An 18,131-nucleotide genomic window follows, 5' to 3' on the forward strand; every position below is an offset into this window, starting at 1 on the left:
GCAGAGCGACGACCCGCTGCCCGGGCAGTGGCGGTGCTCAGCGGACGATCACCGTGACCGGCTTCGACGCGGTCTCGCCGTTGCCATTCACGAAGACCGCCGTCAGTGTGTGCGCACCCGCCGCGACCCCCGCCAGGGCGAGCGACGCGCGCTGCGCGGAAGGTGAGGACGCGCGGAGCTCACCGGACCCCACGACGACGCCATCGAGCTCGAACCGGTACGACGTCGCGTTCGTTCCCCACCACAGGTCGGCGGTCGCGCGGAACGAGCCATCGCCGTCCCAATTGTCGTGCGAGACCACAGGCACGGCAGGCGCTGCATGGATGACGGTGACGGTCGTCTTCGTCGTGGCGGTCGCGCCCTTCGTGTTGATCAGCTCGGCCGTGTACACGTAGGTGCCGTCGGGCTTGTCTGCGAAGCTGACGCCGGTCGTCTGTGACATCCCGGTAGTCCCATCGAGCACCCGCGTCGTCACCAGGGCTCCGTTCTCGTACAGCCGGAAGATCGTCCCGGGAGTTCCCCACCACAGATTCATCACCACGTCGTAGTCGCCGTCGTGCAGACCATAGGCTCGCCCACTCGTGTTCGACAGGGTCCCACGTCCGGGCGCCGATGCGGCGCCGCTCGCCGGGACGACGAGCACGGAGGTGGTGGCGGTCGTGACGAGCCCCGCGTGATTCGTCGCGGTCGCCACGACGGACACGTCGCCGGCGAGGCCGAGCGCCGCGAGATCGATCTCCGCATCCGCGGCCACCTCGGCCCCGTCGACGCTGACGGTCAGAGAACGGATGCCGCTCTCCGGGTCATCTGCCCTGATCGCGAGCTGCAGCGGCCGGTCGGCGTTCACCGGGCCTTCGGGCAGCCCGGAGATGATCGGTCCCGACTCGTCGACCGCCGGAGCCGCGACGTAGCTGATCGACGCCGGCGGCGGCACCGCCATCCCGGTCCCGATGAAGAACGAGGGGTTCGGCGGTTGGTTGTACGCGGAGTTCTGTCCGGCAACGCCGACCCGGTACTGAGAATCGTGCATGAGCGTCGGCAGACGACTGTCCGTGGCATCCGTCGTCGTATAGATCCGGATGCCGGTGCCGTCCGCGTGTCGAACGGCGACCTCTTCCCGCCAGTCGCCGAACAGGTCGGCCTGCACGACGGGGTTGCCTTTCGTGGTGTTGTTCGTCGACGTTCCGTCCATTCTGAGCAGCTCGGTCTCCGTTTTTGTCGCGGCATCCCATTTCGAGATCGTCGGCACTCCGGTCGACGTCGCCACGTCATAGTCGTGGTCGGTGATCTCCCGCGACAGGTCGCCGTCCCACCACGTGACGAAGTTCGCCGCGGGGATGTCGGTCGACAGCTGGTCACCCGTGGCCGATTTCAGCGAGCCGACGGGCGAGTTCCAGGCAGCGTCTCCGCCGATGTTCCACGCTTCGGCCCCGGGACTCGTCGGGTCGATGTCCGCCGCCACTCCTCGGCCGGTGTCTTTCGCTGCCGTCGTCGTCCACAGCACGCTCCCCGTCTCGGCGTCGCGGAACGATGCTCCGATCCCACCGTTGCCCGAAACGTCCTCGTGCACTCCGAACACCTCCAGGCCGGCGCGCTGCGGGTCGAAGTCGCCCACGTGCAGTGCGTCGCCGTGGAAGAGGCGCGTGTTGTAGAGCGGCGTCCCGTCGTCGTCGATCGTCATCGCCCCGAAGACGATCTCGTCGAGACCGTCTCGATCCACGTCCGCCGGCACGAACTGGTGGTTCCCCTGTCCCTCGTACTGCGTGCCCGCCTCGTCCGAATCGAAGGTCCATCGCTCCACGAGCTCGCCGCCCACCAGGTCCCAGGCCACGATGACCGTGCGCGTGTAGTAACCGCGGCTCGTCACGAGGGAGGGATGCTCCCCGTCCAGGTAGGCGACGCCGGCCAGGAAGCGATCGACGCGGTTGCCGTACGTGTCTCCCCACGAGCCGACGTCGCCTCGACCGGGTGCGTAGTCGACGGTGTCGATCGCGGCCCCGGAGCGCCCGTCGAACACCGTGAGGTATTCCGGACCGCTCAGAATGTAGCCGCCGGAGTTACGGTGGTCCGCCGTCGGGTCTCCGATGACGGCGCCGGTACCGTCGACGGTGCCGTCCGCGGTCTTGAAGGCCACCTCAGCAGCACCGTCGGAGTCGAAGTCGAACACCTCGAGCTGCGTGTAGTGAGCACCCGCTCGGATGTTCACGCCGAGGTCGACGCGCCACAGGCTCGTGCCGTCGAACTCGACCGCCTCCGCGTAGACGTTGCCGGTGTACCCGCTCTGCGAGTTGTCCTTCGAGAGGGAGGGGCTCCACAGGAACACCAGTTCGTACTGACCGTCGCCGTCGACATCACCCACCGTTCCATCACCGGGGGAGTAGGTCACCACCTTCCCGTCCGGGAGCGTCGCATCGGCGGGTTTGCTCAGCGGGATGTCGAGATATTGCTGATCCCAGACGCCGAACTCGTCGGTCACCGAGATCTCGCGGTCACCGTCGGTCGTGGTGACCAGATACCGGGAATCCGTGTCACCGTCCGCGTCGACGAAGTTCGTGGTCTGGGTGATCGGCGCCGTGGTGATCTTCACACCGTCCCGATAGACGTCGAAGGCGAGTGCGCGATCATCCAACCCGAGCAGCCTCCACCCCAGGTAGACACCCTCTGCGGTCTGCACGGCGACGGGAGCGCGGTCGAGGTATTCGACCTGGCGGACGAGAGTCGTCGCCACCTCCGTGGCGTGCGCGGTCGGCTCCGAGGATCCGCCCGCGTTCTGCGCGACGATCTTGTAGAGATAGGGCCGCGTTGTCAGCACATCGGAATCGGTGAAGGTCGGTGCATCGACGGTCGCCACGAGTGCGAAGGGGATGTCCGCACGCGTGGACCGCAGGACCTGCCACTGCGTCGCGTCCTGGGCGTCATCCCAGCGGATGGTCGCACTGTGGCGATCGATCGAGGTCGTCTGCACACCCGTGGGGGCTGCGGGGGGCGCCACGGACGTGTCGACGACGGAGACGGTGACCTGTTCGCCCGCGCGCGAGACCCGTTCGCCCTTCACCGTGGCGACGGAGTAGGTATAGGAGGCGCCGAGTTCCACGCCGTCATCGACGAACGTCGGCGTCCCCGCAGCAGCGACGCGTGCGATCTCGGCAGGCTCGCCGCCGGAGGCGGCTCGGAGGATCGCGTAGGAGGAGGCACCGGCGACGGCCTCCCAGGAGAGATCGACCGTTTCTGCGGCGGCGTCGACGGTCGCGACGAGGGCGGCGGGTGCCGCGAGCGGCGTCTGGACCCTGACCCCGTTGATGCGGCCGTCGCCACCGGTCACCCGGATGTTGAGCTGGCCGTCCGAGACGGACACGGCGGGGAACGCCTGCTCGTGGATCTGGCCGCTCGTCGTGCGCGGCCCGCTGAACGGCGTGCCTTCGATGTCGAAGTTGGTCCCGTTGCCCGCGATCAGGTCTCCGGCCCAGGTCGTCACTTCGTAGGTCCCGTTCGGCACGTCGGCCGCGAACACTTGGCCGTTGCCGATCGTGAAGTCGCGGAGCATGGCGTCATCGCCACCGCGATCACGGAAACCGTTCGCCGCGGGAGCGGTGGTGAACCCGTACCCTCGCTCCACGGAGTACGTGGTGCCGGGGTGAACTCCCGACCAGCCGGACGCCACCGGCGTCGACGGTCCGCCGAAGTCGAAGGCGAGATCGACGTCGTCCGCCGCGTGCGCGGGAGACGAGGAGCCGGCGGCGGATGCCGCGATCAGCGCCGCGACGATCGCCGAGGTGACGAGGGGTCTCGTCCGATGGGAACGACCAGTAGAGCGCACGGAATCTCCTTCGATATGTGACGCGACCCGCTTCCGACATCTTCGCCGGCCAGGAAAGCGTTTCCCGATAAAACGCTTTCTCATCCTCACCCGACCAAGGGCCCACGTCAAGGAGGCTTCGGGTGAAGCCTGTCCGTCCGCAGGAGCGCACGACACATCGCCGGGCGCACGACATCGGTGCGCGACCATCGCGTGCGCCGGCACGGACCCGCGCGCTCGGCGGTGGGCGGTGCCCGCGCGGCACCGGGGCCTGCCGTATCAGGGTCACGGTCGCTACGCTGACAGCGTGCACAGGATCTTCGCCACTCCCTTCGCCGCGGTCTACCCGCACTACGTGGCGAAAGTGGAGCGCAAAGGCCGAACCCAGGAGGAGCTCGACGAGGTGATCGAGTGGCTCACCGGGTTCGACGGCGAGGCCCTCCGGACGCACCTCGACGAGGAGACGACCTTCGAGCAGTTCTTCGCCACCGCGCGCGTGAACCCGAAGGCTGCGCAGATCACCGGCGTGATCTGCGGTATCCGCGTCGAGCAGATCGAGGACCCGCTGATGCAGAACATCCGTTACCTCGACAAGCTGGTCGACGAACTGGCCAGAGGCAAGGCCATGGACAAGGTCCTCCGCGCGAGCTGACTCGGCCGAAGGCCACTCGCGCACGTCCGAAGAAGAGCTCTTCAGCGACCCGATCCGCCCGTCAACGATATATCGTTGTATATCGCTGAACCTTCCGACGGTCCAGCCCAAAGGAGACGATCATGAGCGGTTCATTCATGGGAGACGCGTTCGCCGGACGCGGCAAGGGCAACAGCCAGAGCTGGCCGATGGGCGGCATCTGGGAGGCCATGGAGCAGTTGCGCGGCCAGTTCGAGCAGAAGGCCGGCACCCGCGTCGGGCGCGGAGACGTGCGCGCATCGGTGCTCGCGCTCCTCGCCGAGAAGCCGATGCACGGCTACCAGATCATCCAGCAGATCGAAGAGCGCAGCGCCGGAGCATGGAAGCCCAGTCCCGGATCGGTGTACCCCACCCTGCAGCTCCTCGCCGATGAGGGCCTCATCAGTGCGCAGGAGTCCGACGGTCGAAAGACCTACTCGCTGACCGAGGCGGGGCGAGCCGTCTACGAGGCTTCCGCGGACCGCTCCGTTCCGTGGGAGACCACGGGCCACCGCGACAGCACGCGCGCGGGCGCGCTCCCGAAGGCGGGCATCGACCTGGCTCAGGCCGTCGCCCAGGTGGGCCGGTCGGGTAGCCCGGCGCAGGTGAAGCAGGCGGTCGACGTTCTGGACGAAGCGCGACGTAAGCTCTTCTCCATCCTCGCCCAGGACTGACCGAGTGCCCGCAGCACGTCGGCATCAAGGAGAATCGATGACCGACGTCGGTGACATGCGCGCCCGGTACCGCCGAATCACGCGATTCGCGGCGCGCTATCTGGTCCAGGCGTGGTGGTTCGAACTGTTTCTGCCCCGCCTGGGCCTGTCCTGGGTCTCGGCGCGCCACCGCACCCGCCGCCTGCAGAGGATCGCCCAGCGCTTCCACGTGCTCGCCGTCGATCTCGGCGGACTCATGATCAAGGTCGGTCAGTTCATGTCGTCGCGCCTCGACGTCCTGCCCCCGGAGATCACCAAGGAGCTCGAAGGACTGCAGGACGAAGTGCCGCCCGTGCCGTTCGCGGGCATCCGCCTGCTGGCGGAAGCGGAGCTGGGCGTGCCACTGGAACGTGCGTACGCCTTCATCGACCCCACACCGCTCGCGGCCGCGTCGCTCGGACAGGCCCATCGTGGGCTCCTCGCCGATGCGGATGCGGCCGCGACGGGGATGACGGAGATCGTCGTCAAGATCCAGCGGCCGGGGATCGACCAGATCGTGGACGTCGACCTGCGGGCGCTGCGTCGCGTGGCCGGGTGGCTCAGCCGGGTGCGTCTCGTATCCGACCGTGTCGACATGCCCACCCTCGTCGAGGAGTTCGCGGCGACGAGCCTGGAGGAGATCGACTACCTGCACGAGGCGGCGAATGCCGAGAGGTTCGCCGCGGACTTCGCCGACGATCCGCGCGTGGGCGTTCCCGACGTCGTCTGGGAGCGGACCACTCGCCGCGTCTTGACGCTGCAAGATGTCACGGCCATCAAGATCAGCGACGTCGACGGTCTCCGCGCGGCCGGTATCGACCCGTCCGAGGTGGCTGCGGAGTTCGCCGCGGTGATGTTCGACCAGCTGTTCGCCGATGGCTTCTTCCACGCAGACCCGCATCCGGGCAACATCTTCGTGACCCCGCGCGCGAACGCAGCCGAGGGCACGGATGCCGCGGGCCGGTCATGGACGTTCACCTTCATCGACTTCGGCATGATGGGCGAAGTCCCCGAGAGCCTCCGACGAGGCCTGCGACGCCTCATCATCGCCGCCGCCTCCCGCGACGGCAAGGGACTCGTCGACGGCATCCGCGATGTCGGAGTGCTGCTGCCCTCGGCCGACACAGCCGAGCTCGAACGCGCGATGACCGCGCTGTTCGCGCGATTCGGAGGAATGGGCTTCGCCGAGCTGCAGCAGGTGGACGAACGGGAGTTCCGCGCATTCGCGACCGAGTTCGGCGACGTCGTGCGCTCCCTGCCGTTCCAGCTGCCGGAGAACTTCCTGCTCATCATCCGCGCGATGTCCTTGGTGTCCGGCAACTGCAGCGCCCTCGACCCGGCCTTCAACATCTGGGATGCCATCGAGCCGTACGCCAACCGCCTCATCCGCGAGGAGACCGGCAACGTCGTCCAGGGCTTCGTGAAGGAGGCACGTTCTGCAGCGGGTATCGTCGCTCGCCTGCCGCGGCGTATCGACGATCTCGCGACCCGATTCGAAGATGGTCGTATCGCCGTGCAGGCACCTCGGCTCGAACGCCGCTTGGCAGGCCTCGAGCGCACCGGACGTCGCGTCATCTCGGCCGTGCTCTTCGCCGCGCTCTTCCTCGGCGGCATCCTGCTGCGCGTCGACGACGTGGTCTTCGGCACCGTCCTGATGTCGGTGTCGGCGCTTCCCCTGCTGCACGCTCTGCTGGCGGGCGCCGTGGGCCGACGCGGCGCAGGCTGAACGGCGGAACGCGAACGAAGAAAGAGGCGGGTGACCGGATGCCGCAGCATCCGTCACCCGCCTCTGTACGTCAGGGAGAGATCAGTACCAGCCGACCGACTCCGAGTGGGACCACGCTCCGCACGGAGTGCCGTAGCGCCCCGAGATGTAGCCGAAGCCCCAGGCGATCTGCGTCGCTGCGCTCGTCTGCCAGTCGGCGCCGGCCGACGCCATCTTGCTGCCGGGCAGCGCCTGCGGGATGCCGTAGGCGCCGCTGGGGTTGGCTGCACGCGTGTTCCAGCCGGACTCGCGGTTCCACAACGAGACGAGGCAGGAGAACTGGTCGTCGCCCCAGCCGTAGCCGCCGAGCATGCCCCGCGCGATCGACTGCGCCTCGCCGGCGCTGGTGTTGGCGGACGCGTAGCTCGGAGCAGGCGCGGCCGGAGCGGCGCTCGACGGGGATGACGATGCGGGAGCGGATGCTGCGGCCTCGGCCGCGGCAGCCTCTTCGGCAGCCCGGGCGGCGGCGGCCGCGGCAGCTGCGGCCTCTTCGGCCTCGCGCTGGGCCTTCGCCGCGGCTTCCTGCTCGGCCTTCAGCTGCACCGCGGCGTCGAGGCGTCCGCGAAGGTCAGCGGCGCGCGTCGCGACGGGGGCGACGAGCTCGCTCAGGTCCTCGGTCAACTGCGGCACGAGGGGCGTGGGCACGCCGCGCGCGGCCGCAAGGCGTGCGACGGCGGCGGCGAGCTCGGACGTGTCGACGGATGCGTCGGCGACACCGATATCGAGCCCGGATGCGGCGATGTCGGACGTGACGGACGCGGCGCCGGTGAGGGCGTCGTCCGCGGCGGCGAGGGTCTGACGGGCCTTGACTGACACCGCGTCGGTGCCGCCGCCTGTTCCGGGCACGACGGGCTGCGCGACCGTGTACGAAGCGAGCGCGAAGTATGAGATCGAATCCGACGCGGACGGCTGCGAGGCGGATGCCGTCGCCGTGACGCCGGCCGTCGCGAGGATGCTCACCGCCAGTCCGGCGGCGATGGTCGCAGTGCGACGGCGGGTGCGGCGGGCAGGAGGAGCAGACGTGCTGGAGCGCATGAAACCGGGTTCCGTATGAGTGGCGGCGTCATCGGGCTGACGCGGCGCATCCGCTCGTGCGGACGCAAGTGGCCGAGTATTCACACCTTGTCTGAGTGATTCCCGTGTGTAGCCTGAACGGCGCGGTGCGGCGGGGGCCGGCGGAAAGGCCAGATCAGAGGGCTGACCGCATCACCGATCCGCCGTTCCGCGACCGTAGACTCGCAGCACCGACCGGCGTGAGCAAGGAGCACAGGGTGAATGAACGGGTGACCTGGGTCCTGGTCGACGGGGAGAACATCGATGCCACGCTGGGCTCCTCCATCCTCGGCCGACGGCCTCAGCCCGAGGAGCGACCACGATGGGATCGCGTCAGCGCGTTCGCCGCACGGACGTGGAATCAGCGTGCGCAGGGCCTCTTCTTCCTCAATGCCTCAGCGGGAATCCCGATGACCTTCGTGCAGGCGCTGAAGGCCATGGACTACCGCGTCATCCCGCTTTCCGGAGCCCCCGATGAGAAGGTCGTGGACATCGCGATCCAGCGCACGCTGCAGGCGCTGGTGGAGCGGGACGACGACGTCATGCTCGTCAGCCACGACGGAGACTTCCTCGATGATCTCGCCGTGCTGGCCGATCACGAGCGCCGAGTCGGACTCCTCGCCTTCCAGGAGTTCCGGAACATCGGGTTCTCCACGGTGCCCGGCATCCAGATGTTCGATCTCGAGTTCGATGCGCGTGTCTTCGATGCGCCTCTGCCTCGTGTGCGGGTCATTCCCATCCACGAGTTCGATCCGAACGCCTTCCTGCTCTGAGATCACGCTCCGTCGCGAGTGGGCACGGTCGCGACGCCGCGACGACGGCGCTCGAGAGCGCGCTCGCGCATCGCGAGGAACAGCGGGAATGTGAACGCGAACGCCGTCACGGCGGACAGCACGATGTACAGCCACGCACGCTTCATACCGAGCCTGCGTGCCTCGACCACGATCAGCACGCTGCCCGCCACGGCGACCACGAGCAGGTCGACACCGATCGACGAAACGGCAGGACCGCTGCCGAACACGTCGGAGAGGTAGTTGCGCGCCTCCACGACGCTCCACACGTTCAGCACGAACGTCCCCACGAGCCCGATGATCGCGAGCACCAGGTAGGCCACGGCCAGCGGTGTCCATGTCGTCTTCACCGGGTCTCCTCGCTCCGACCGCCGCGCACGCAGCGATCACGTGCATCGTATCCGCGTGCACGGAGACCGCGGCTGCCGGACGGGCCTGGGATAGCATCGCGGCGTGCCCCCTACCGTCCGCCACACCGCCCGCATCATCGTGCTCGATGAAGACGATGCCGTGCTGCTGATGAAGACCCACTGGGACCACCGCATCCTTCCCGAACGGTGGTTGACTCCCGGCGGGGGCGTCGACCCGGGGGAGGACGTGCACACCGCCGCGGTGCGCGAACTCCACGAAGAGACGGGCCTGCGCGTCGAGTCGCTGGGGGAGCCGATCTGGCACGAGCGGCGGGCGCTTCCCGCCGGTCACGAATACGACGAGACGGATGCCACGTACTTCCTGCTGCGTGTGCCGCGATTCGAGCCGCTGTCAGAGCATTGGACCGATTCCGAGCTGGACGATATCGTCGACGTTCGCTGGTTCAGCGCGACCGAGCTCGCCGCGTCCGAGGATGACTTCGACCCGGAGGACGTGAGACGGATCCTGTCGCACCTGCCGGGTCGCGCTCCGTGAACGCGGCCCCGCACGACGTCGATCCGACGGAGTGGACGGCCGCAGACCTGGTCGCTGCGGTCTCCGGGCGCAAGATCTCCGCCGTCGAGGTCGTGGAGGCCCATCTCCGGCTGATCGACCGTGTCAATCCTGACCTGAATGCGCTCACCGTCGTGTTCTCCGAGCGGGCCCGCGCCGAGGCATCCGCCCTCGATGACGCGATCGCTTCGGGCGTGCCCGCAGGACCACTCGCGGGCGTGCCCTTCTCGGTGAAGGAGAACATCGACCTGACCTGGTCGGCGACGACCAACGGATGGCGCGCACTCGCCGACGCGGTGCCCTCGCGTGACGCCACGATCGTGAGACGCATGCGGGCTGCGGGAGCCGTGCCGATCGGCAGGGGCAACATGCCGGACTTCGGCATGCGCTGGGACACCGACAACGATCTCTTCGGCCGGACGATGAATCCCTGGGACCGAGGGCGGAGTCCCGGCGGGTCGAGCGGCGGCGACGCCGTCGCCGTGGCCACGGGCATGAGTGCCGTGGGACTGGGCAACGACTTCGGCGGCTCACTGCGCCTCCCCGCCTACGCGGTCGGCATCTGCGGTCTGCGGCCGTCGAGAGGCCGGGTTCCCCGTGCGGCGGTCGCGGGGCATCCGGTCGCCCTCACGCTGCAGCAGTTCTCGGTGAACGGCCCGCTCGCGCGCACCATCGACGATCTCGCCCGCGTATTCGACATCATCCGAGGGGTCGACCTCGACGACCCCGTGTCGGCCGCCGTGGTCGGGCTGCGCGCCGATCGGGTGCCACGCCGCGCAGGGGTGCTCCGTGCCGACACCGACATGGCGCCCGACGTGGCTGCGGGACTGTCGCGCGCCGCCGCGTCGCTGCGCTCCGCCGGGTGGGACGTGATCGACGTCGACGCTCCTCGCCTCGAAGACGCCGCCGCGATCTGGCGCCGGCTCGCGTGCACCGACATGCTCATCTCCCTCGATCCCGAAGTTCTGGGATTGCCGCTCGGCAGGTCTGCGACGTCGTTCCTCCGCGTGAGCACCGCGGCCGCCCAGCCCTACGAGACCGCCCATGACTACGCCTCGGCATGGGCGGAGGTCGCGGCCATCGCTTCGGAGTGGGCTCGACTGCAGCGAGATGTGCCCGTCCTCCTAGGTCCGGTCTCGACAGCACGAATGGGTCCGCCCGACTACGACCTCGGCGGTCCCCACGAGGCGACGCGCGCCTGGCACGACATCCGTCTCACGGTCGCGGTGAACCTGCTCGGGCTGCCCGCTGTGGCTCTGCCGACGGGCCAGGGTGGTGACGGCATGCCGACCGGCGTACAGCTGATCGGGCCCATGCACGGGGAAGAGGTCGTCTTCGCAGCCGCGCGCGACCTCGAGGCGGGAGTCGGTCGCGGGGCTCGGCCGACGCTCGGCTGACGGCGCCGCGGCTGACGGCGCCGCGGCGAGCGACGGCCGGGGAATAACTGCATCGCCCCCCGGTTATCGGCTTCATGACCCGTATCGGAAACAGCTCCCTCGACGTCCTTCCCCTGTCGCTCGGCGGCAACGTGTTCGGCTGGACAGCCGACCGCGAAGCCAGCTTCGAGATCCTCGATGCGTTCGTGGCCGGCGGCGGCGACTTCATCGACACCGCGGACGTTTACAGCGCGTGGGTCCCCGGGAACTCCGGGGGTGACAGCGAGCTCATCATCGGCGAATGGCTCGCGTCACGCCGACCCGAGGGTGTGGTCGTCGCAACGAAGGTGAGCCAGCATCCCGACTTCCCCGGGCTGTCTGCCAAGAACATCCGCGCCGCGGCGGAGGCTTCCCTCCGTCGTCTGGGTGTCGACACCATCGACCTCTACTACGCACACTTCGACGACCAGGACGTCCCGCTCGAGGAGACCGTCGCGGCCTTCGGCGAGCTCGTCGCAGACGGCCTCGTGCGCTACACGGCCGTGTCGAACTACACACCCGACCGCATCCGTCAGTGGGTCGACCTGGCGCAGGCTGCCGGCTCCGCCCTCCCGGTCGCCATCCAGCCGCACTACAACCTCGTGCACCGCAACGAGGTCGAGGAGGGCATCATCCCGGTCGCCGAGCAGTTCGGGATGAGCTTGGTGCCGTATTACGCGCTGGCGAGCGGATTCCTGACCGGCAAGTACCGTTCGACGGATGCTGCGGGCCAGGGTTCGCCCCGTGCCGAGGGCGCTGCGAAGTACGCCACGCCCGCGGGCCTCGCGATCGTCGACAAGCTCGCCGAGATCGGCGACGCGCACGGGGTCTCGATCGCCGCCACGGCTCTTGCATGGCTGCGGGCTCAGCCGACGGTCGCGGCCCCCATCGCGAGCGCGTCACGGGTCGAGCAGGTCGCGGATCTCCTCGACGGAGCCCGCGTGGAACTCACCGCCGACGAGGTCCGGGCACTCGATCTCGTGTCCACCTGGGATCCCGCCCGCGCCTGAGACGTCCTCGGGCGGTCCACGGAGGGCCGCGTCGACGACGCGGCCCTCCGTCTCTTGCAGGGCGTTCGACGACTCGCTGTCAGGTCAGTCGTCGGACGGTGGCGTCGCGACGCGTGCGCGTCGACCGCGCACCGCTCGGGTGATCGCCCAGACGACGCCGCCGATGATGGCGATCACGACGAGCCAGGGAAGCAGGAAGCCGAGCGCCACCACGATGCCGTTCAGTGTCGCCACCAGCCCGTTCCACCCTGCGGCCAGCCCATCGCCGAAGCCCGCCGGATCAGCGGTCACCGCTTCCGTCGCGGGGACGACCGTGACCGTCAAGGTCGACATCTCGACCTGGCCCTGGAGGTAGTCGAGCTGCTGCTGGTACGACTCCAGAGTGGCCTGCCGCTCGGCGAGGGCGCCCTCCGCGGCGATCAGATCGCCCACGCTCGTCGCCTGAGCCATCAGGTCGGTGAGACGGGCGACAGACGCTTCACCCGAGGCGATGCGTGCCCGCAGGTCGATGCTCTGGTCGGTCACGTCCTGGCGGCTGATCGACGACGCCGTCACCTCGCCGGAATCGCCCAACGTGTCGATCAGGGCCGGCAGCTCATCCGACGGCACGCGGACCGAGATCCATCCGCCGTCGGTGGGGGCGGGTACCGGCAGCATGTCGTAGGACGCTCCACCGGAGCCGTCGATCGGCGTGACGACTCCCGATCGACCGATCGTCATCGACTCGACGAAACCGCCCGATGCGACGGCTGCGTCACCGATCTGGCGGATCGCCACGCGGATGTCGTCGACCGCCACCGTCGCCGAACCGGTCGCGATGATCTGCCGCGTCTGATCGCCGTCGGCCGCGGGCAGACTGGCGGACTCACCGCCCGCCAGGTCCGACACCGAGGACCCGGCATCCGTCCCCGACTCAGCCCGCCCCGAAACCTCGTCCTGCCCGACGGCCGGCGCGGCCACCGACGACGCCGCGCCTGATGAGCCCGACACGGCAGTGAGCACCATCGGCGAGATCACCGCCGCCACGATGACGACGGCTGCGGCTGCGCCCACGCCGGTCCACGCGCGGCGGCGTCGACGATGACGACGCGCGGCGTCTTCGGTTGCGCTCGCCCGATCGCGGGCGATGTCGGCGAACAGCGCGGACTCCATCTCGTCGATGCGTGCGGCGCTCAGGACCGGTAGATGGGGAGTGGCCGAGGCATCCGCCCCTCGTCCCGGCCGGCCGGCCTGGGGTTCACCGTTCTCGGGATCGGACGTGTTCATGAGCTCTCCGTTTCGCTGACGACGGTCCGCAGCTGGGTGCGGATGCGGGAGAGACGATTGCGCACCACGCCATGGGTGACGCCGAGGTGGTCGGCAGCGGCTTGATAGCCGAACCCCTCGGTGGCGCACAGCCGGAAGATGTCACGATCGAGGTCGCTCAGGCCGCGTACCTCCCGCAGGATGCGTTCGGCTAGTTCGCCGTCTATGACCTGCTGCGCGACGTCCACGGTGTCCGGCACGGTGTCGTCGACGGCCGTCGTCGTGTGACGACGTTCGCGCTGCTGCCGCCGGATGCGGTTGGCGCACTGGAAGCGGCAGATGGTGATCAGCCATGGCAGCGCGGACTCGCCGGCCAATTCCATGCCGGGCAGCTTCCGCCACGCCGCCAGGAACGTCTCCTGCGTGACATCCTGCGCGTCCGCGTCGTTGCCGACGAGTCCGTGCGCGAGCCAGTACACCGGACGCACGTAGGCGCGGTACAACGCGCGGAAAGCGTGCTCGCTGCCTCCGGCCGCTTGGGCCATCAGCAACGCGTCGCCACGCTCCTCGTGTACCGGCATCTCCGTCCCTCCATCGACGACCCGAGCGGAACCATTCTCGCGATTCGTCTCTCACCCGGTAAGTGTCGACCGACGACGGATCGTCTCAGTCGGCGGGCAATCCGTTCGACGGCGCACTCCGAATATCGCGTATGACCGCCAAACCCGAGGCGTCCGCGCGTCCCTCCGCGTCGAAGAAGTCCCCCTCCCGCGCGCCCAGCGGCGCGACCTCGTCTGTAGACGGGGCTCCGGCGCCCGCGCAGGGATCCAGCCGGAAACCGCCCCGGAAGACCGCCGCGAATCAGCGCGACGCGAAGAAGCCGGCTCCGTCGCGTCCGGGCGCGGCGGCCCGCGTGGCGAGCCCGACTCCGGCGACGTCGCCGTCGTCGTCGTCGTCGAAACCTACGGCCAAGCCGACATCGAAGTCGGGTTCCAAGAAGCCGCCGCAGAAGCCCCGCGCATCCTCGAAGAAGCCCGCTCGGCCCCGCGTGGCCGCGGCTCAGAAGATCGACGCGACGCCGGTGCATCCGGCGCAGGATTCGCCGATCGAGCAGTCGCAGGTCGACGCGTCAGTGGTCGACGTGTCGTCCACCGTGCACGCGCCGGACCCGACGGCATCCACCGACGTTCCAGACCGCCGCGAGGGCCCTGCGCGGGCGGCTGCGTCCCCACCACAGGTCGCCGCACTTCCGCCGATCACGTGGTGGCCGGTGGATTCTCCCCGCGCCGAACCCGAGCGACCGACGACTGAGCATTCGGGTGCGTTCAAGGCGAAGAAGCCGACGGATGCCGCAACCCCGTCGAAGACCTGGCCCCGACAGAACGAGTTCGGCACCCGGCCGTCACGTGTTAAGAAGTGGCTGCCGGCGATCATCATCGCGCCCATCGTCACGGTCGCCGCGGTCGTGCTGACGATCAACGGCGCGAACGTGCCGCCGCAGCAGGCGCTGTCCGACGGCGGGTCGTCCGTGTCGGCGGGGGCGTCCGGCGATGCGGGCGCGGCGGCAGCGCAGTCATGGATCTATGACAACGTCTCGGCGAGTGAACGGGTGATCACTGATCCGTCGACCCCGGTCGCGAATTGGAGGGCCGTCGATTTCGTCGTCGCCACCGAAGAGATGCGCACGACGGGTGTGCCCGCCATCTCGCAGGCGATCCAGAACTCCTCCGTGGTCGCGGCGTTCGGGGAAGGCGCGCAGCGCGTCGAGATCCGCAGGGTGTCCCCGGAAGGCGCTGTGGTCGCGGCGGCGACGGCTGCCCGCGCGACCGCCACACGCGCGGAGTACGGCGCGGAGGTCTCGCGCAACCCCGGCCTCGCCGTCTCCGACATCGACCGCGTGCTGCTGTCCGCGGGTCGCGTCGACAGCCGGATCGCCCTGATCCTCGGATCGCTGGCCGCGGGGGGCGAGGTCCTCGTCGACGGCTTCCCGGTCATCGACGGCGAAGAGGGGTCCATCGTCAGGCAGGTCGCTCTGGCCTCGGTCGGCGGCGCTCCACTTGTGGAAGCGGGCCAGTACACCGCGGCGGGAACGTCCGTGATCGACAGTCTCACGGGCGCGTTCGCCCCTTCCGAGGTGCTCGTAGACGGCGGAAACATCGTTCTGCGATATTCGCTGACCGTCGACCCGCTCGGCGACTGACCATCGATCTCCTGCTCGTCGAGGCGCCCACCGGGTCCGTGCCGCGGGGCTCGCTATCGAACAATCGCGTGACGGAATCGGTCGCGACCGCGACGGATGGCGAGCGCGCGGTATCCTGAGGGCCGCGAGGGGGAGTATCCCGTCCTTGCGCGTCCGTCATCACGGACTCCGTCGTCGGGGTCCCGGGCGCGCACCGCGGCATCGCGACTCGGATGCTGCGGGGGAGAGACTCTCGATCTGCTGTGCACCCCGGAAAGGCCCGTATGGACCTCGAATTGCCCCTGTGGTTTGAGATCGGCTCGCTTGTCGTGCTGGTTCTCATTCTGGCCGCTGATCTCCTGATGATCCTGAAGCGACCGCACATCCCGTCGACGAGGGAATCCACGCTGTGGGTGGTGTTCTACGTCACGCTGGCGCTGATCTTCGCCGGGCTGATGTGGATCTTCGCGGGCGGCGAGTTCGCCGGGCAGTTCGTGGCCGGGTGGCTGACCGAGTACAGCCTGTCCATCGACAACCTGTTCGTCTTCGTCCTCATCATGGGACAATTCGCCGTACCGCGCCGCTACCAGCAGGAAGTGCTGATGGTGGGCATCATCATCGCCCTGATCCTGCGCGGCGCGTTCATCCTCGTGGGCTCCGCGGTCATCGAGAACTTCAGCCCGATCTTCTACATCTTCGGCGCGTTCCTGGTGTGGACGGCCTACCGGCAGGCGTTCCCCGGGGGAGACCACGACGACGAGGTGAAGCGCGAGAACTTCATCGTCCGCCTCATCCGGCGCACCGTCGACATCAGCGATCACTACGACGGCGCGAAGATCCGGACCGTGGTGAACGGCAAGAAGATGTTCACTCCGATGATCATCGTGTTCGTGGCGATCGGTGTGACCGACCTGCTCTTCGCGATCGACTCGATTCCGGCCATCTTCGGCATCACCACGAGCCCGTTCATCGTCTTCACGGCGAACATCTTCGCCCTCATGGGTCTGCGTCAGCTGTACTTCCTTCTGGGCGACCTCCTCGATCGCCTCCGCTACCTGCACTACGGCATCGCGTTCATCTTGGCGTTCATCGGTCTGAAGCTGATCTTCCACGCGATGCACGTCAATGAGCTGCCGTTCATCAACAACGGCGAGCACATCGAGTGGGCACCCGAGATCTCGACCTGGATGTCGCTGGGAGTTATCATCGCCTCCATGGCCGTCGCGACGATCGCGAGCCTCATCGCGTCCAAGCGCGACGCCGACAAGGCTCCGGCCGCGGAACCGCCGGTGGCCCCGGCGACACCGGTGGATGCCGCGTCCTCGGTGGCGGACGAGAAAGGCACCCCGACCACCGTCGACCACCCCGACCCGTCCGGTCCGCGCGGCTGATCCCGCGCCGACCGGGGCGCCTCGCGCGCGGTCGACCTCGGCGAACGGTCGCGACGTGCCGTGTCGCGCCCCGGCAGTCCGCCACCTACGGCATGTCGCGCCCGTTCGCGCCGAGGACCGGTCGCTCGACCGCGCGAGAGGTCGTTCAGCGACTCGGCACCGGAAGCCTCGCGAACGGTCGCGACGCGCCGTGTCCTGCCCCCGCGGTCCGCGACCTACGGCGTGTCGCGCCCGTTCGAGTGCCCAGGACGGGGTCCGCCTCCTCGGATCACCCCGTCCACCCGCGCACACGCAGCGCACGACGTGCGCGCGACGCGAGATCAGCATCGGGGAGGAATCGCGACGCGCGGATCAACAGCCAACCAGCCTCCGCGAGATCGTTGTAGCGCTCGAGATCGTGCGCCCACTGCCAGGCATCCGTGCGGTGCTGATCCCCCTCGTATTCGACGACCACCCGCCACGAACGGAACACGAGGTCGCCGTGCACGATTCGCCGCGGCAGGACGATCTCGCCGTTGACCTCCGGTTCCGGCAACCCGGCCCGGACGATCGCCAGTCGTGCCCGACTCTCCCGTGGCGACCGCGAGCCCACCCTGATCAGCGGCATCGCTTCGTGGAGCGCAGCACTTCCGCGACGGCCGGCGTGCTCGTGAACCGCCTGCGCCAATTCCGAGCACGTGGAGATCGACACCGGTGGACCCACCAGCGCGTCCCCGATGATCACCAACTCGTCGACGGTGAGCACCGTCGACAGATCAGCCCATGTGCGGGCGGGAGATGTTGCACGGAGTGTGCGGATCGTCTCCGTCGGCGGATTGCGTGTCGTGGTGTGGCCGACCACGCCCCGACCGCGAGGGGCGCGAGCGTCCACGGCCGTCACGTGCATCCGTTCGTCCTCCCGGTGGTGCTGCGGAAGTGGCATCAGCCAGAGACGCGCGGCCGTCACGTGTGAGAAGACGACGGTCTCCGGCATCCGCGTCGCATAAGCCGCGCAGCGGGGCTGCCATCCGTCGTCGGCGATCGCGAGGCGAACGCCGCGGAAGGGGCTGATCAGGTCGCCGCGCCGCAGTCGAGACGCTGGTACGCCGCACCGCAGCGCCTCTGCGACCGAAAAGGCTCGACCGAGCTGCTCCGAGGGAAGAGGTCGGGGTCGCGGCATCGGGCGAGTCTGTTCGACTCTCCGGCCCCACACTCATGCCG

The 18,131-nt window shown here is 68.8% G+C and carries 15 protein-coding genes; 9 read left to right on the forward strand and 6 right to left on the reverse strand.

Going from position 1 to position 18,131, the window contains the following annotated elements; genetic code table 11:
* Window positions 1–37: 37 nt before the first annotated feature.
* Entirely contained in the window at window positions 38–3,817 is a 3,780-nt protein-coding gene (locus tag ACFM35_RS04725) for a rhamnogalacturonan lyase family protein (RefSeq protein ID WP_378839021.1), read from the reverse strand.
* Between the two features lie 286 nt (window positions 3,818–4,103).
* Here ACFM35_RS04725 and ACFM35_RS04730 point away from each other — a divergent pair, with 286 nt between their 5' ends.
* The 3 genes from ACFM35_RS04730 to ACFM35_RS04740 all read left to right on the forward strand — a co-directional run bounded on the left by ACFM35_RS04730 (window position 4,104) and on the right by ACFM35_RS04740 (window position 6,884).
* The gene (locus ACFM35_RS04730) at window positions 4,104–4,448 is read left to right on the forward strand and encodes a DUF2200 domain-containing protein (protein WP_378839024.1); all 345 of its coding nucleotides are present in this window, start codon (window positions 4,104–4,106) and stop codon (window positions 4,446–4,448) included.
* Between the two features lie 122 nt (window positions 4,449–4,570).
* On the forward strand, window positions 4,571–5,140 hold the full coding sequence (locus ACFM35_RS04735; RefSeq protein ID WP_378839026.1) for a PadR family transcriptional regulator: 570 nt from the start codon (window positions 4,571–4,573) through the stop codon (window positions 5,138–5,140).
* Between the two features lie 37 nt (window positions 5,141–5,177).
* Complete coding sequence (locus tag ACFM35_RS04740) at window positions 5,178–6,884, forward strand: ABC1 kinase family protein (protein ID WP_378839029.1); 1,707 nt, start codon at window positions 5,178–5,180, stop codon at window positions 6,882–6,884.
* Window positions 6,885–6,965: 81 nt separating this feature from the next.
* On the opposite strand, the gene ACFM35_RS04745 is transcribed toward ACFM35_RS04740, so the two are convergent.
* On the reverse strand, window positions 6,966–7,958 hold the full coding sequence (locus ACFM35_RS04745; protein WP_378839031.1) for an aggregation-promoting factor C-terminal-like domain-containing protein: 993 nt from the start codon (window positions 7,956–7,958) through the stop codon (window positions 6,966–6,968).
* Window positions 7,959–8,194: 236 nt separating this feature from the next.
* On the opposite strand from ACFM35_RS04745, the gene ACFM35_RS04750 reads away from it, so the two are divergent.
* On the forward strand, window positions 8,195–8,749 hold the full coding sequence (locus ACFM35_RS04750; protein ID WP_378839034.1) for an NYN domain-containing protein: 555 nt from the start codon (window positions 8,195–8,197) through the stop codon (window positions 8,747–8,749).
* A gap of 2 nt (window positions 8,750–8,751) precedes the next feature.
* Here ACFM35_RS04750 and ACFM35_RS04755 read toward each other — a convergent pair whose 3' ends face one another.
* Window positions 8,752–9,117 carry a DUF2834 domain-containing protein gene (locus ACFM35_RS04755; RefSeq protein WP_378839036.1) on the reverse strand — a complete coding sequence of 122 codons (366 nt, stop codon included), beginning with the start codon at window positions 9,115–9,117 and terminating at the stop codon, window positions 8,752–8,754.
* A 103-nt stretch (window positions 9,118–9,220) separates the two neighbouring features.
* Here ACFM35_RS04755 and ACFM35_RS04760 point away from each other — a divergent pair, with 103 nt between their 5' ends.
* The 3 genes from ACFM35_RS04760 to ACFM35_RS04770 all read left to right on the forward strand — a co-directional run bounded on the left by ACFM35_RS04760 (window position 9,221) and on the right by ACFM35_RS04770 (window position 12,116).
* Window positions 9,221–9,673 carry an NUDIX hydrolase gene (locus ACFM35_RS04760; protein WP_378839039.1) on the forward strand — a complete coding sequence of 151 codons (453 nt, stop codon included), beginning with the start codon at window positions 9,221–9,223 and terminating at the stop codon, window positions 9,671–9,673.
* Window positions 9,670–11,088: an amidase gene (locus ACFM35_RS04765; protein ID WP_378839041.1), complete on the forward strand. Its 1,419-nt coding sequence runs from the start codon at window positions 9,670–9,672 to the stop codon at window positions 11,086–11,088. Before ACFM35_RS04760 ends, ACFM35_RS04765 begins: the two co-directional genes overlap by 4 nt.
* Window positions 11,089–11,162: 74 nt before the next feature.
* Window positions 11,163–12,116, forward strand: coding sequence for an aldo/keto reductase (locus ACFM35_RS04770; protein WP_378839043.1), 954 nt, complete (start codon window positions 11,163–11,165; stop codon window positions 12,114–12,116).
* An 84-nt stretch (window positions 12,117–12,200) separates the two neighbouring features.
* On the opposite strand, the gene ACFM35_RS04775 is transcribed toward ACFM35_RS04770, so the two are convergent.
* Together ACFM35_RS04775 and ACFM35_RS04780 are read right to left on the reverse strand one after the other, a co-directional pair.
* Window positions 12,201–13,382 carry a DUF4349 domain-containing protein gene (locus ACFM35_RS04775; RefSeq protein WP_378839045.1) on the reverse strand — a complete coding sequence of 394 codons (1,182 nt, stop codon included), beginning with the start codon at window positions 13,380–13,382 and terminating at the stop codon, window positions 12,201–12,203.
* Complete coding sequence (locus ACFM35_RS04780; protein WP_378839047.1) at window positions 13,379–13,942, reverse strand: RNA polymerase sigma factor; 564 nt, start codon at window positions 13,940–13,942, stop codon at window positions 13,379–13,381. Before ACFM35_RS04780 ends, ACFM35_RS04775 begins: the two co-directional genes overlap by 4 nt.
* A gap of 467 nt (window positions 13,943–14,409) precedes the next feature.
* On the opposite strand from ACFM35_RS04780, the gene ACFM35_RS04785 reads away from it, so the two are divergent.
* Together ACFM35_RS04785 and ACFM35_RS04790 are read left to right on the forward strand one after the other, a co-directional pair.
* A complete protein-coding gene (locus ACFM35_RS04785; protein ID WP_378839050.1) occupies window positions 14,410–15,561 on the forward strand; it encodes a hypothetical protein in 1,152 nt (383 codons plus the stop codon).
* A 263-nt stretch (window positions 15,562–15,824) separates the two neighbouring features.
* Window positions 15,825–16,931, forward strand: coding sequence for a TerC family protein (locus ACFM35_RS04790; protein WP_378839053.1), 1,107 nt, complete (start codon window positions 15,825–15,827; stop codon window positions 16,929–16,931).
* 268 nt (window positions 16,932–17,199) lie between these two features.
* Here ACFM35_RS04790 and ACFM35_RS04795 read toward each other — a convergent pair whose 3' ends face one another.
* Window positions 17,200–17,904: a hypothetical protein gene (locus tag ACFM35_RS04795; protein ID WP_378839055.1), complete on the reverse strand. Its 705-nt coding sequence runs from the start codon at window positions 17,902–17,904 to the stop codon at window positions 17,200–17,202.
* Between the last annotated feature and the right edge of the window lie 227 nt (window positions 17,905–18,131).

Origin of the sequence: Microbacterium songi (assembly GCF_042747925.1) — a bacterium.
Classification (GTDB): domain Bacteria; phylum Actinomycetota; class Actinomycetes; order Actinomycetales; family Microbacteriaceae; genus Microbacterium.